Here is a 13665-nt window from a genome sequence, read left to right on the forward strand (position 1 = left end):
CGTGGTCCGCGCACCACCGCCGCGGCGAAGTCGTGCCTCGCGGCGGCCACCGGGGCGGCGGGCGTTGCCATTCTGCAAGGGGCCCGCTGGACGTCCTGTGTACGTGCTCTGTACGTCCCCGGACGGCCCGCGCGACTAGGCTGACGTAGCCCCCTGGGTGGTCCTCGGGAGGCCCTCGGGCAGTCCCGGCGCGTGGTGACGGAGGTGATGGCGGTGATGGGTGGGAGTGCGGAGGCGTCCCTCACGTACGGGCGGTTGAAGGTCGAGCGGGACGACCTCGGACCGGCGGGCTGGCTGACCGAACGCCGCCCTGGCTACGGGGAGTTCGGCACAGTCAGCGGTGTCGCCGCACCCGGGTTCGCGGCGTACGCGCGGGTGCTGCACCCCGCGGCCCTCGACGAGCGCCCGGTGCGCTGGGAGACCGTCGCCGCGGCGTACGCGCGGCGGGTCGGAGCGCTGACCGACTGGTACGAGGTGATCGGCGCCGAACGGTTCTACCAGAACGCCGAGGACTACGGCCTGCCCGGGGTGTGGGATGAGCACCCCGCCGAAGGCCCCACGCCGGCCGAGGTCGCCGAGGCCCTGATCCCCGTACTGACCCGGCACACGGCCACGCCCGAGCGGTGCTGGTTCGGGCTCTGGCACGGCTACGGCCGCCGGGAGTGGCACGGGACGCCCACATTCAGCACCCCGGAGCGGGACGAGATCCTGCTCTCCGGACCGCTGGCCGACGTGGTCTCCGTCGACGCAGAGGAGCCGTTCGCCGAGCTCCCCGATCTGTGGTGGCCGCGGGACCGGGCCTGGTGCGTGGGCGGAGACGTCGACCTGGTGAGCACGTACGTGTGCGGCTCGGAGGAGCTGATCGCCGAGCTGCTCGCCGCCCCAGGACTGGAGGCGCACCGGGTGGCGGCCGGGGACCGCGTCGGCTGACCGGCAGCCGCCCCGGGGCGCCGGGGTCGGGACCGGGGTGCCGGTGCGCCGGGGCCGGGGTGCCAGGGCGCCGGGATTGGGCCATCCTGGGGACATGGGTGCCCAGGATGGCGGGACCCTTCGTCGGGGTCCGAGCGGAGGCCGGGGCGCACGCCGCGTCCCGGCCCTGTCGGTTGCCTCGGTCGCGGTCGTCGCCGCCGCCCTATGGGGCTGTACGGGCACGCCCACCGCCCAGGACAGCGCCCCGACGCCATCGGTCACCGTCTCCGCCTCCGACACAGGCCCCGCGCCCGTGCCCCCGGCCCCACCGCCGCCCGCGCCCGCTCCGACGTCGTCGGAGCCGCCTTCGCCGCGGCAGCCCGTGCCCGCCGAGATATCCATCCCGTCGATCGGCGTCGACGGGATGGACGTCGTGCCGTACCAGGGCACCACCGACGACCGGGCGGGCACCCGGATCCAGGACCGCGGCGTGGCCGCCAGCCCCCACGGCGCGCGCGGGGGCGTCGGACCGGGGGAGATCGGCAACTACCTGGTGACCGCCCACCGGCTCTCGGCCGGCGGGGTCCTGCGCGAGCTGCCCTCCGTCAAGGTGGGGGACCTCGTGCACGTCACCGCCGCCGGCACCGTGTACACGTACACGATCGTCGAGACGCGGAGCACGTCCTTCCGCTCGGACCGCTCCCTCGCCGAGCAGCGGGCGGCCGTGCCGGGCGAGCCGGGGGAGAAGCCCACCCGGGCCATGATCACGCTCTCCACCTGCGCGACCCCCGAGGACAACGCGGCGGGCAACTTCTGGCGGGACGCCAACGGCAACCCCGAGCACCGCATCGACAAGATCGGCGTCCTGACCGCGGAGCGGCCCGCGTAGCGACCGGTCAGGAGAGGGCCCGCGCCGCGTGGGCGCGGACGTCGGCGTCCGGGTCGGTGGTGGCCGTGGTGAGGGCGGTGCGGGCGTCCGGGGCGGTGCGGTGGGGGTGGAGCGAGAGGACGGCGGCCTTGCGGACGTCCGCGTTCGGGTCGGCCAGGGCCTTGGCGAGCGCGGGGACGGCCTGCTCGGCCGGGGCCGCACGGAGGGCGGTCGCCGCGCCGGCCCGCACCTGCCAGGCGGGGTCGGTGAGCGCGTCCACGACGGTCCCGGCGTACGCGGGCGGGCAGCCGGTGACGGCGAGCGCGGCCAGGGCGGCGGCCCGGACGAGCGGGTCAGGGTCGGCCAGGAGCGGGCGCAGCGGCGCGGGCGCCGGGGTCCGTACGGCGGCGAGGCCACGCGCCACGGCGACCCGAACCTCGCGGGCCGGGTCGGCGGCGGCCACCGCGAGCTCCGCGACGGCGTCCACCGAGACGAGGGCACGGACGGCGTGGACGCGGACGTCGAGGTCGGCGTTGGTGTCGGTCATGGCGGCCGTGTCGGCGTCGGTCTCGGCGAGCGCGTCGGCGTAGACGGAGGCGTACAGGGCGGCGTCGCCGAGCCGGAGGGCGCGCAGCACCTCCAGCGCGGCGGACCGGACGACCGGGTCGGTCCCGGCCAGGGCCTCCCGGAGCCCCGCACCCAACTCGGCCTCTGCGGGCAGCACTTCGACCAGCTCCCGCAGGGCCGCCGCCGCGGCGTGCCGGACCTGGGGCGCGGCGTCCCGCAGTCGCCTGGCCAGCGCGGGCCCGGCGCCCGACGGCACGGTCTCCCCGAGCGTGACCACCGCGGCGGTCCGGACGGCCGGGTCGGCGTCGGTGAGGTACGGGCGGAGCGCGTCCAGGTCGGGAGCCTCCTCGGCGAGCGCGAGGAGGCGGAGGAGGGCGGGGTTCGTCCCGTCCGATGGGGAAGCGGTGACCGGGGCGGGGGCCGGGCCCGGGGTCGCGGCGGTCACGGTCCGCGCGGTCGCCGCCGGTGGCGCGTCCCGGCGGCCCGCCGTCGCCGTCGGGACCAGCGCCACCTCACCCAGCCACCGCTCAGGGCCCTGCTCCGGGGTGAACTCAGGGACCGGGACGACGTACGGCTCGATCGGGCGGGCCGTGAACTCCATCGCCCCGGAAGGGGACTTGCGCAGGTCGATATGGTGCAGCCAGCCCCTGTCGTCGCGCTCCGGGTGGTCGAGGCGTTCGTGGTAGAGCCCCCAGCGGGACTCGGTCCGCGCCAGCGAGGCCCGGGCCGCCATCTCCGCGCAGTCCCGGATGAACGACACCTCCGCGCACCGCATCAACTCGTGCGCGGTGTGCGCCCCGAGACCCTCGATCTCCGCCGACATCCGGGTGAACGCCTCCACCGCGAGCGACAGCTTCGCGCCGGTCTTCGGCGGCGCCACGTAGTCGTTCACGAACCGGCGCAGCTTGTACTCCACCTGCGGCTGCGGCGGCCCGTCGGGGTTGCGCAGCGGACGGTAGACCAGCTCGTGGGCGGCGGCCACCTGCTCGGGTGGCAACTCCCCTTCGTACGCCCGGTACTGGGCCGCGTCCTCGCCGGCCAGGTCACCGAAGACGAACGCCCCGATCATGTAGTTGTGCGGTACGCACGCCAGGTCACCGGCCGCGTAAAGCCGGGGAACCGTCGTGCGGGCCTGCGCGTCGACCCGTACCCCCGAGGCGGAGTGACCGCCGCAGAGCCCGATCTCGGAGATGTGCATCTCGATGTCGTGGGTGCGGTAGTCGTGCCCCCGGCCCTGGTGGAAGGTGCCGCGCGTCGGGCGCTCCGTCGTGTGCAGGATCGACTCGACGGCGCCGATCGTCTCCTCGGGCAGATGGCTGAGCTTCAGGTACACCGGCCCCCGGTCCGAGGCGAGTTCGTTCGCGAACTCGGCCATCATCTGCCCGGACCAGTAGTCCGACTCGACGAACCGCTCGCCGTGCCGGTTCACCTGGTAGCCGCCGAACGGGTTCGCCACGTACGCGCAGGCCGGGCCGTTGTAGTCCTTGATCAACGGGTTGACCTGGAAGCACTCGATGCCGGTCAGTGCAGCGCCCGCGTGGTACGCCATGGCGTAGCCGTCGCCCGCGTTGGTGGGGTTCTCGTACGTCCCGTAGAGATAGCCGGAGGCGGGCAGGCCGAGCCGGCCGCAGGCGCCCGTCGCCAGGATGACGGCTCCCGCCCGCACGGTGACGAACTCACCGGTACGGGTGTGGAATCCGGCCGCCCCGATGGCCCGCCCGTCGTCCGGGTGCGTGAGCACGCGCACCGGCATGATCCGGTTCTCGATCCGGATCCGCTCCCGCATCTCGCGCCGCCGCAACTGCCGGTACAGGACCTTCTTGACGTCCTTGCCCTCCGGCATCGGCAGCACGTACGAACCGGAGCGGTGCACCTGCCGGACCGCGTACTCGCCGTGCTCGTCCTTCTCGAACTTCACCCCGTACGACTCGAGTCGCTGCACCATCGCGAAGCCGCGGGTCGCGGTCTGGCGGACGGTGGACTGGTCGACGATGCCGTCGTTGGCGCGGGTGATCTCGGCGACGTAGTCGTCGGGTTCGGCCCGGCCCGGGACGACCGCGTTGTTGACCCCGTCCATGCCCATGGCGAGGGCGCCGGAGTGCCGCACGTGCGCCTTCTCCAGGAGGAGGACGTTCGCGCCGCGCCCGGCGGCCGTCAGCGCGGCCATGGTGCCGGCCGTGCCGCCGCCGATGACGAGGACGTCGCAGGTCAGCTCGGTCGCGTCGGCGAGGTCGGGGACGGTGAGTACGGCGGACGGTGTGGTGTCCACGGGGTGCCTTTCGGGGGTCTTCTTCGTACGGATCGGAGAGCGGCTCGGATCAGAGGGAGGCGAGGACGCGGCGGCGCAGCTCGGCGGTGGCGGGCGCCTGCCGGGCGTCCCTGCGGCGCGGGTGCGGCACGTCCAGCACCTCGCCGGACGGGAGCAGCGCGACGCGGTCGCCCAGGTGGACGGCCTCGTCCACGTCGTGCGTGACGAAGACGACGGTGGCTCCCGTGCCGCGCAGGATCTCCACGAGGAGGTCCTGCATCCCGGCGCGGGTGTGCGCGTCGAGCGCGCCGAAGGGCTCGTCCATCAGGACCGCCCGTGGTTTGCCGGCGAGGGCGCGGGCCAGTTGGACGCGCTGCCGCTGCCCGCCGGACAGTTGGTGGGGCAACTTGCCCGCGTGGTCGGCGAGGCCGACCCGGTCCAGCCACTCGGCGGCGGACCGGCGCCGTTCGGCCCGGGGGACCCGGCGGATCGCCAGGGGCAGTTCCACGTTGGCGCGGACGGTCCGCCAGGGCAGCAGGGCGTCGTCCTGGAAGACCAACGCCCGGTCGGCGTCCGGCCCTTCGATCCGCCGACCGTCGTGGGTCACCCGGCCGTCCAGAGGCGGGAGCAGCCCGGCAAGGGTGCGCAGCAAGGTCGACTTGCCGCACCCGGACGCGCCGACCACGGCCAGCAACTCCCCTGGCGCCACCCGTAGCTCGGAGGTGGCGAACACGACGGCACCGTCCGCGTGCCCGAGCCGTACGTCGTGCAGGGCGAGTTCGGCACCGGAGGTCTCGGACGCGAGGGTCCCGGACACGGCTGGGCTGGTCATGACACCGGTTCCTTGTCGGGGGAGGGGACAGGGGCGGGGGCGGGGGCGGTGACGGCCGCGGCAGCCGGCGCCGTACCGGAGCCGGAGCCGGAGTCGTTCCGGCCGAAGCCCGGTCGACCGCGACGGCGGGAGACGGGCCTGGCGGCCGGCCGGGGGAGCCAGGAGGTCACCCGGCGGCCGAGGAGCTCCACGGCCGTGGAGGTGAGCCAGCCCAGGGCGCCGATGGTGGCCATGCCGACGAAGACCCCCGGGTAGTCGACGACCGTGTAGTCCTGCCAGGTGCGGTAACCGACCCCGTACTCACCGGAGATCATCTCCGCCGAGATCACACAGATCCACGAGACGCCGACCCCCACCGAAAGCCCGCCGAAGACCCCCGGCAGGGCGCCGGGCAGCACCACCGAGAACAGCACCCTCGCCCGGCCGCCGCCCATGGTGAGCACGGCCTCCTCCCACACGGGGGAGAGGGCGCGCACCGCGTGCCGGGTCGACACGAGGACCGGGAAGAAGGCCGCGGTGAAGGTGATGAACACGATGCCCTGCTCGTTGCTGGGCAGCAGCAGGATGGCGACCGGGACCAGGGCGATGGCCGGTATCGGACGGGCCACTTCGAGGACCGGGCCCAGTAGATCAGCGGCCCAGCGGGAGCGGGCGATCAGGGTCCCGACCGCCACGCCGAGCACCGAGGCCAGCAGGAAGCCGACCACGATCCGGCGCAGGCTGTGGCCCAGGTCCTGCCAGTACGCCTCCGTGCCCACCCGGTCGGCGAACGCGGCGGCCACCTCGCCGACCGTGGGGAACTGCTCGAACCGCAGCCAGAGGTTGACGTCCAGCGTGGTCAGCAGCTGCCACAGGCCGAGCGCCGCCACGAGCGAGCCGGCCCGCAGCAGCCGGCGGCCGACCGCGCTCATGACGCGGCCAACCGGAGGGCCGTCGGGTAGTCGACGACCCGGGACCCGGCGTGCCCGTCGACGTACGCCCGCGCTCCCGCCGGGGTCACGAAGGCCCGCAGCTCGGCGCCTTCGGCGACCCAGACCGCCTTGTCGGCGAACCAGGACGTGCCGGTCACCGCGTCCGGCACGTACGCGGCCCGGACGGCCGAGTCCGCGCCCGCGACGGCCTTCAGGAGGGCCTTCGGGCTGTCGAACGTACGGGTGTCGCTCTGCCCCTTCAGCCACAGTTCTGGCCGGGCGGCGGCCGCCTTCGGGTACGGAGCGCTCTTCGAGGCCGCCCGCGCCAGCGGCGCCCGGTCGACGAAGGCGTCCACGTCGACGTCGCCCACCAGCTTGGCCTCCTTCAGGAGCGGCACGTCCTGCTTCAGCGCGTCGACCAGCTCCGGGCGCAGCTCCGGGTCGAAGATGGCGATGCCCTGGGCGCCGTTGTAGAGGTAGACCACCTCGGCCGGCAGACCGGTGTCCTCGGCCACCGACTCGGCGGCGGCGACCGGGCGCGCCCGGAGGTGGTCGGTGGCCCGCCGCTGGGCGGTGAGGAAGTCGTCGAGGACCCCCGCCCGTTCCTTCGCGAACTTCTCCCGGACGGTGACCCCGTGGAAGGTCGGCAGGTTCAGCTCCGCCCCGTCGTACAGCGCCGTGGCGCGGCCCTCGAAGGCCAACAGGCCCGGCCAGGCGACGAACTGGGACAGCGCGTCGACGCTTCCTGCGGTCAGCGCGGACGCGCCGACGCTGGGCTGCTGGTTCAGCTTCCTGATGTCCTTCGCCGGGTCGACGCCCGCGCGCTGGAGAGCCCGTACGAGCGTCCCGTCGGCGGCCGAACCGACGCTCGTGGAGACCTTCTTGCCGCGCAGGTCGGCCAGCGACCGGACGGGCGAACCGGGCTTGGTGACCACGGTGTTGAGTCCGCCGCGCAGGTTGTAGCCGGTGACCGAGACCAGCCGCGTCGGCTGCCGCAGCTGCTTGCCGCGCGCCGCGTTGATGAGCAGCGGGAAGTCGCCCATCGAGCCGATGTCGATCTTTCCCGCGGTCATCTGGGCGGTGATGGGCGCACCGGTCGCGTAGTCCTGCCAGACGACCTCGTAGCTGACGCCGTCCTTCTTGCCGCGCGCGGCGAGCTCCTCCTCGAAGTAGCCCAGCGAGCGCAGGAGGGTGCCGGCGGTGACGGTGTTGATGGTCTTCGACTGGTAGCCGACGGTCACCGTGACGGTGCGCCCGTCGCCGGCCGGGCCGTCGGCGTCCGCCGCGCCGCCGCAGGCGGTGGCCAGCGGCAGCAGCAGCGCGAGGGAGAGAAGGGGGAGGGAGAGGGAGCGGAGCGGGGTGGTGCGGGTGCCGGGCATGGGAGTCGGGCCTTTCACCGGAGCAGGTAGGGCATGTTGACGGTGACCGCGCCCGTGGGGCAGCGGGCGGCGCACGGGCCGCAGTACCAGCACTCGTCCACGTGCATGTACGCCTTGCCGTTGTCCTCGCGGATCGCGAGCGAGTCGAGCGGACACATGTCGACGCAGAGGGTGCAGCCGTCGATGCACAGGGACTCGTCGATGGTCACGGGCACGTCGGCGCGTTGCGGCACCAGAGGCATGGCTGTCTCCAGGAAGGAAGGGCGGGGGGTGCTCGGGCAGGGGTCAGAGGGAGCGGTGCAGCAGGCCGCTCATGGTGATGCGGTCGCCCCGGAACCGGATGAACTCCAGGTCCACGGGCCGCCCGTCGGGCAGACAGGTCAGCCGCTCCAGCATCAGTACGGCCGCCCCGCGCGGGGCCTGGAGCACGGCGGCGGAGTGCGCGTCGGCGTTGACGGCTTCGAGGGTGATCTCGGCGTGCCCCAGCGGGCGGCCGGTCAGCGTCTCCAGGAGCCGGAACACGTCCGTGTTCTCCAGGTCGCAGCCGAGGAGTTCGCCGCCGATGTCCATGGGGAGGTACGACAGGTCGAGGGAGAGCGGCAGCCCGTTCAGCCGGCGCAGCCGCTCGATGCAGAGCACGTCCGTGTGCTCGGGCAGGCGCAGCCGGTGGGCCACGGGCCCGGACGCGGCGACCGGCCCCATGGTCCGTACCTCGTTGGTGACCCTGCCGTGCTCGTGCAGGGTCTCCGCCAGGCCCTGGAGCCGGTTCAGGCCGTGCGGGTACTTCTCGCAGACGACGACCGTGCCGACCCCCGGCTGCCGCTCGACGAGTTGCTCGCCGCGCAGCAGGTCCAGGGCCTGGCGGACGGTGTTCCGGCTGGCCCGGTAGTCGGCGGCGATGACGTCCTCCAGGGGGAGGACGCCGCCGGGGAAGCCGCCGGTCAGGATCTGATGGCGCAGCAGGTCGGCGAGTTGCCGGGCCCGGTCCGCGCGGAGCCGCCGACGCCGCGCGGCGGCGACCGGGAGGGAGGCGGGGGTGGGTTCGGCTGGCATGTCTGGGAACGTACCGGGGCGGGCGTGAGCGTGGTGTTGCGGCGGTATTGCGCCACCTGACGCCCCGAAGGCGCGGCTGTGACCTGCGGTTTCCTCGACGACCTCACAAGATCCGCCACCCACGGGCCCACCAGCTGGACACACGTTGCCCACGATGCGACACGGCGCGCCCTTGAGGCGGAGTGCGGCGTGCCCCTGGGGCGGGATGCCGCGCCCGTGAGGCGGAACGCCGGGCGGCGCCGAGGAGGAATGCCGCACGCCCCTGGGGCGGAATGCCTCTCGCCCCTGAGACGGCACCCCGCACGCCCTGAGACGGCGCCCGCACGCCCTGAGACGGAAGACCGCGCGCCCTGAGACGGCACCCCGCGCGCCCTGAGACGGCACCCCGCGCGCCCCGAGTCGGAAGACGGCACGCCCCGAGCCGGAAGACCGCGCGCCCCGAGCCGGAATGCCGCACGCGCTGCGGGCTGTTGCCCGGAGCATGACCATCGGAGTGACGCTCAGCTCGACCGCCCACCAACTCGACATCGACAGCACCGTCCAGCTCGCGCGGGAGGCCCATGACGCGGGCCTGCGCTCGGCCTGGTTCGGGCAGACCTTCTCGTACGACTCTCCCCTGCTCGCCGCGATCGTCGGGCGCGAGGTGCCCGGGTTACAGGTGGGGACCTCCGCGATCCCGATCTTCGGCCGCCACCCGCTGCTCGTCTCCAGCCAGGCGCAGACCGCCCAGGCCGCGACCGGCGGCCGCTACCACCTCGGGCTCGCCCTCGGCACCCGGCATCTGACCGAGGACGGCTTCGGCATCCCGTACGAGCGTCCCATCGCTCTGCTCCGGGAGTTCCTGACCGCCCTGCGCCAGCTGGTGGAGACCGGCGCCGCCGATTTCCACGGCGAACTGCTGACCGCCACGACCCCGCTCCCGGCGGCCGTACCCGGAGCCGCCCCGCCCGTGCCGCTCCTGGTCGCCGCGATGGGCCCGCAGGCCCTGCGTGTCACCGGAGAACTCGCCGACGGGGCCCTGCCGTTCCTGGCCGGGCCGCGCGCCCTGGCGGAGCACATAGTCCCGGCCCTCACCGCCGCCGCAGAGGCGGCCGGGCGGCCGGCACCGCGCGTCGTGGCGCTCGTCCCCGGCGTGGTCACGGCTCGCGCCCACGCCGACGCGGTACGGGAGAAGGCTGCCGAGATGCTGGCGCTGTACGAGAAGATCCCCTCCTACCAGCGGGTCATCGCCCTGTCCGGAGCCGAGCGGGCCGCCGAGGTGGCGGTGATCGGGGACGAGGAGACCGTCGCGGCGGAGGTCCGGCGCTACCGGGAGGCGGGGGCGACGGAAGTGGTGTTTACGGCGACCGACCTGGGCGGCGAGGACGACCGCCGCCGCACCTGGAAGCTCCTCGGAGAGCTGGCGTCCGGCACCTGACCGGCGGGCCGGCCGCCTGCCTGGGCGGGGCGACCGGCGGGGCCAGGTGCAGGAAGGGGGCCTGACCTGGGTTTTCCCGGGCCAAATGCCGGGAACCAGCCCTTTTGCCCCTGGCTCCGCCGTCGGACTGCCGGGGCACACCCGAGGTTCCGTCTGGAGGTCGCATGCTTCTCACCCACCACATCGACGTCGGCACGCTCCGCGTCACACTGCATCAGGGCCTCGACGTCACGAATCGGGCCGCCGCCGCTCTCCTCATCCAGGCCCTGGTCGACGCCCACCGGCCGGCGGCCGTCGTCCTCGACCTGCCCGGCGGCCCGGCCTCCGCCGCGACGATGAGCGCGGTCGCCCGCGCGAAGAGGATGTGCGACAGCCTCTCCATCCCGTTCACCCTGGTCCACCGGCCGGCCGAACGGGCTCCGCTGTCCCGTGAGCCGCTGGCGGCGGCAGCGGGCGAGTGAGGGGGGTCCCGCCGGGCGGGGGTGCCCGGCGGGACGGTACTCAGGTACTCAGGCGGCACTCAGGCACTCAGGCACTGACGTACGCGACCACTCAGGCCACTCAGGCCACGACCAGGACGACATCGAGCCGTCGCGGTCCATGAACTCCCTCGACCCGGTCGAGTTCGATGTCGCTGGTGGCCGAAGGGCCCGAGATCCAGGTCAGGGGGCGCGTCGGGTCGAGCCGTTCGAGGGCCTGTGGGACCGAGCCGACGACCTGCTCCGGGACGCGGACCAGGCACACGTGGTGGTCGGGGACGAGGGTGAGCCGGCGTCCGCCCTGGTCCGGACCGGCGTCGAGGACCACGGTGCCGGTCTCGGCGACGGCCACCGCGCAGCCGGTCACGACACTGTCCACGGCGTCGAGTTCGTACGGGGTGAGGTCGGCCCGGTCCGCGACGACGGTGGCGTCCGTACGATCGAGCAGCGCGTGGGGCACCCCCGCCGGTACGAGGACCCGGCGCGCGCCGCGCCCGGCGAGGAGGCGGCCGATCAGCTCCGCCACCTCCTCCGGGCGGCAGCGGTGGACGACGGCCCGGTACTCCGCCAGGTTCTCGGCGAGGAGGTCGACGGTCCGGCCGGTGTCCCGGTCTCCGTGCTCCCGGAGGTACGCGCGCGGCACGGCGTCCTCGTACGCGGTGTCCGGGTGGTCGGTCGGGGGTACGTCGGTCAGGGCCTGGCGGATCCGGCGCAGGACGAGGTCCCTGCTGCTCACGCGGATCCCTCCTTTCGGTCGTGCTCGCGCTTCCACCAGGTGCGGAAGGACTCCGCCGGTACTTCGGGGAGGTCGCGGCTGTCCGTCCACGCGCGCCCGGGACCGGGCAGCCGCGAGGGGTGCAGGCGGCGGGTGAGGGCGGCCAGGCGCTGTCCGGCCTCGTACGCGCGCGGATGGTCGAAGGCCCAGGCCGCCGCCCCCATCGCCGCGCCCTCAAGACGGTGGCCGCCCTGCTCGACGACCTTCTCGCGGAGGTGGACGAGGACCTCGGGGATGTCGATGGCGACCGGGCACACGTCGTAACAGGCCCCGCAGAGGGAGGAGGCGTACGGCAGTGAGGCGTCGATCTCGCTTGCCGTGCCCCGGAGTTGGGGCGTGAGGATCGCGCCGATGGGGCCGGGGTAGACGGAGCCGTAGGCGTGGCCGCCGGCCCGTTCGTACACCGGGCAGACGTTGAGGCAGGCCGAGCAGCGGATGCAGCGCAGCGCCTGCCGGCCGACCTCGTCGGCGAGGGTGTCGGTGCGGCCGTTGTCGAGCAGGACGAGATGGAAGGTGGACGGCCCGTCGCCGTCCGTCGTACCCGTCCACAGGGAGGTGTACGGGTTCATCCGCTCGGCGGTCGAGGAGCGGGGCAGGGTCTGGAGGAAGACCTCCAGGTCCCGCCAGGTCGGGACGACCTTTTCGATGCCGACGACGGAGATCAGCGTCTCGGGCAGGGTCAGGCACATCCGGCCGTTGCCCTCGGACTCGACCACCACCAGCGTGCCGGTCTCGGCGACCATGAAGTTGGCGCCGGAGATACCGACCTTGGCGCGCAGGAACTTCTCCCGGAGGTGGAGCCGGGCGGCCTCCGCCAGATCGGCGGGCCGGTCGGTGAGGTCCTCGGGCGCCGGGCGCCCCCAATTCCCCATCTCCGCCCGGAAGATGTCGCGGATCTCGCCGCGATTGCGGTGGATGGCGGGGACGAGGATGTGGGAGGGCCGGTCCTTGCCCAACTGCACGATCAGCTCGGCGAGATCGGTCTCGTAGGCGGCGATGCCCTCGGCCTCCAGGGCTTCGTTGAGCCCGATCTCCTGCGTGGCCATCGACTTGACCTTGACGACCTCGGTCTCCCCGGTGGCCTTCACGAGGTCGGTGACGATCCGGTTGGCCTCGTCGGCGTCGGCGGCCCAGTGCACGACACCACCGGCGGCCGTGACGGCCTCCTCCAACCGCACCAGGTAGTGGTCGAGATGGCGAAGAGTGTGCTCCTTGATCAGCTTGCCGGCCTCGCGCAGCTCGGCCCAGTCGTCCAGCTCGGCGACCGCCTTGGCCCGCTTGTCGCGGATGGTGTGCGTGGCGTGCCGGAGGTTGGCGCGCAGGGTGGGGTTCCGCACGGCCTCGTGCGCGGCTTTCGGGAAGGCAGGCATGCCCAGGAAGGCACCGCTCGTACTGCTCGTACCGCTCGTACCGCTCGTGCTGCTCATGCCAGGGGCTCCTGTTCCGTGCTCGCCAGGATCTCGGCGATGTGGACGGGCCGGACGCCGACCGCGAGCCGGCTCATCGTGCCGCCGAGGTGCGTCAGACACGAGTTGTCGGCGGCGCAGAGCACGTCCGCGCCGGTCGAGACGGCGCTGCGGACCTTGTCGGCGCCCATCGCGGCGGACACGTCGGGGTTCTTCACCGCGAAGGTGCCGCCGAAGCCGCAGCACTCCTCCGCGCCCGGCAGCTCCACGAGCTCCAGGCCCTTGACCGCCGCCAGCAGCCGCTGGGGCCGGTCGGCGAGGCCGAGGCCGCGCAGGCCGTGGCAGGTGGGGTGGTAGGTGACCTTGTGCGGATAGTAGGCGCCGACATCCGTCAACCCGAGGACGTCGACGAGGAATTCGGTCAGCTCGTACGTCTTCGGCACCACCGGCGCGACGGCCGTGGCGAGCCCGCCGCCACGCCCCTCCGCCCGGGCCCGCTCGCCCATGCGGGGGTACAGCTCGCGCACCATGGCCCCGCACGAACCGGACGGCGTGACGATCGCGTCGTACGCGCCGAAGACCTCGGCGAAGCGGAACGCGAGCGGCTCCGCGAGGCGGCGGTAGCCGGTGTTGTACTGCGGCTGCCCGCAGCAGGTCTGACCCGGCGGGAAGTCGACGTCGACGCCAAGACGGGTCAGCAGCCGTACGACGGCGCGGCCGGTGTCGGGATAGAGCGTGTCGTTGACACAGGTCAGGAAGAGAGCGACACGCATCGGGCTCCTAGGGTCAGGTGTCAGGTCACGTCCATCGATCCTGTGATC

The 13665-nt window shown here is 73.7% G+C and carries 13 protein-coding genes; 4 read left to right on the plus strand and 9 right to left on the minus strand.

What is annotated here, in order from left to right:
* Window positions 1-216 precede the first annotated feature (216 nt).
* Entirely contained in the window at window positions 217-930 is a 714-nt protein-coding gene (locus ACFWRO_RS21435) for a hypothetical protein (protein ID WP_384512531.1), read from the plus strand.
* Between the two features lie 94 nt (window positions 931-1024).
* Window positions 1025-1798 carry a class E sortase gene (locus tag ACFWRO_RS21440; RefSeq protein ID WP_384512533.1) on the plus strand — a complete coding sequence of 258 codons (774 nt, stop codon included), beginning with the start codon at window positions 1025-1027 and terminating at the stop codon, window positions 1796-1798.
* Between the two features lie 7 nt (window positions 1799-1805).
* Here the strand turns inward: ACFWRO_RS21440 and ACFWRO_RS21445 are convergent, their stop codons facing one another.
* The 6 genes from ACFWRO_RS21445 to ACFWRO_RS21470 are packed head-to-tail and all read right to left on the minus strand — an operon-like array spanning window position 1806 to window position 8767.
* Complete coding sequence (locus tag ACFWRO_RS21445; RefSeq protein ID WP_384512535.1) at window positions 1806-4613, minus strand: fumarate reductase/succinate dehydrogenase flavoprotein subunit; 2808 nt, start codon at window positions 4611-4613, stop codon at window positions 1806-1808.
* A 49-nt stretch (window positions 4614-4662) separates the two neighbouring features.
* Window positions 4663-5424 (minus strand): ABC transporter ATP-binding protein, encoded by a 762-nt coding sequence (locus ACFWRO_RS21450; protein ID WP_384512537.1) that lies wholly within the window; start codon window positions 5422-5424, stop codon window positions 4663-4665.
* Complete coding sequence (locus ACFWRO_RS21455; RefSeq protein ID WP_384512539.1) at window positions 5421-6335, minus strand: ABC transporter permease; 915 nt, start codon at window positions 6333-6335, stop codon at window positions 5421-5423. Before ACFWRO_RS21455 ends, ACFWRO_RS21450 begins: the two co-directional genes overlap by 4 nt.
* Complete coding sequence (locus ACFWRO_RS21460) at window positions 6332-7714, minus strand: ABC transporter substrate-binding protein (RefSeq protein WP_384512541.1); 1383 nt, start codon at window positions 7712-7714, stop codon at window positions 6332-6334. Before ACFWRO_RS21460 ends, ACFWRO_RS21455 begins: the two co-directional genes overlap by 4 nt.
* A gap of 14 nt (window positions 7715-7728) precedes the next feature.
* Window positions 7729-7956: a ferredoxin family protein gene (locus ACFWRO_RS21465; protein ID WP_189962398.1), complete on the minus strand. Its 228-nt coding sequence runs from the start codon at window positions 7954-7956 to the stop codon at window positions 7729-7731.
* A 43-nt stretch (window positions 7957-7999) separates the two neighbouring features.
* Window positions 8000-8767 carry a GntR family transcriptional regulator gene (locus ACFWRO_RS21470; protein ID WP_384512543.1) on the minus strand — a complete coding sequence of 256 codons (768 nt, stop codon included), beginning with the start codon at window positions 8765-8767 and terminating at the stop codon, window positions 8000-8002.
* A 481-nt stretch (window positions 8768-9248) separates the two neighbouring features.
* Here ACFWRO_RS21470 and ACFWRO_RS21475 point away from each other — a divergent pair, with 481 nt between their 5' ends.
* Together ACFWRO_RS21475 and ACFWRO_RS21480 are read left to right on the plus strand one after the other, a co-directional pair.
* A complete protein-coding gene (locus tag ACFWRO_RS21475; RefSeq protein WP_384512545.1) occupies window positions 9249-10184 on the plus strand; it encodes a TIGR03564 family F420-dependent LLM class oxidoreductase in 936 nt (311 codons plus the stop codon).
* Between the two features lie 164 nt (window positions 10185-10348).
* On the plus strand, window positions 10349-10645 hold the full coding sequence (locus ACFWRO_RS21480) for a hypothetical protein (protein ID WP_362010052.1): 297 nt from the start codon (window positions 10349-10351) through the stop codon (window positions 10643-10645).
* 100 nt (window positions 10646-10745) lie between these two features.
* Here ACFWRO_RS21480 and ACFWRO_RS21485 read toward each other — a convergent pair whose 3' ends face one another.
* Genes ACFWRO_RS21485 through ACFWRO_RS21495 form a run of 3 tightly spaced genes read right to left on the minus strand, consistent with a single transcriptional unit; the run spans window position 10746 to window position 13617 of the window.
* Window positions 10746-11399 carry a lactate utilization protein C gene (locus tag ACFWRO_RS21485; protein ID WP_384512547.1) on the minus strand — a complete coding sequence of 218 codons (654 nt, stop codon included), beginning with the start codon at window positions 11397-11399 and terminating at the stop codon, window positions 10746-10748.
* Window positions 11396-12865, minus strand: coding sequence for a LutB/LldF family L-lactate oxidation iron-sulfur protein (locus tag ACFWRO_RS21490; RefSeq protein WP_384512549.1), 1470 nt, complete (start codon window positions 12863-12865; stop codon window positions 11396-11398). The genes ACFWRO_RS21485 and ACFWRO_RS21490 overlap by 4 nt, the downstream gene beginning before the upstream one ends.
* Complete coding sequence (locus ACFWRO_RS21495) at window positions 12862-13617, minus strand: (Fe-S)-binding protein (RefSeq protein ID WP_384512551.1); 756 nt, start codon at window positions 13615-13617, stop codon at window positions 12862-12864. Before ACFWRO_RS21495 ends, ACFWRO_RS21490 begins: the two co-directional genes overlap by 4 nt.
* Window positions 13618-13665 lie beyond the last annotated feature (48 nt).

The organism is Streptomyces sp. NPDC058579, from assembly GCF_042718575.1.
Classification (GTDB): Bacteria; Actinomycetota; Actinomycetes; order Streptomycetales; family Streptomycetaceae; genus Streptomyces.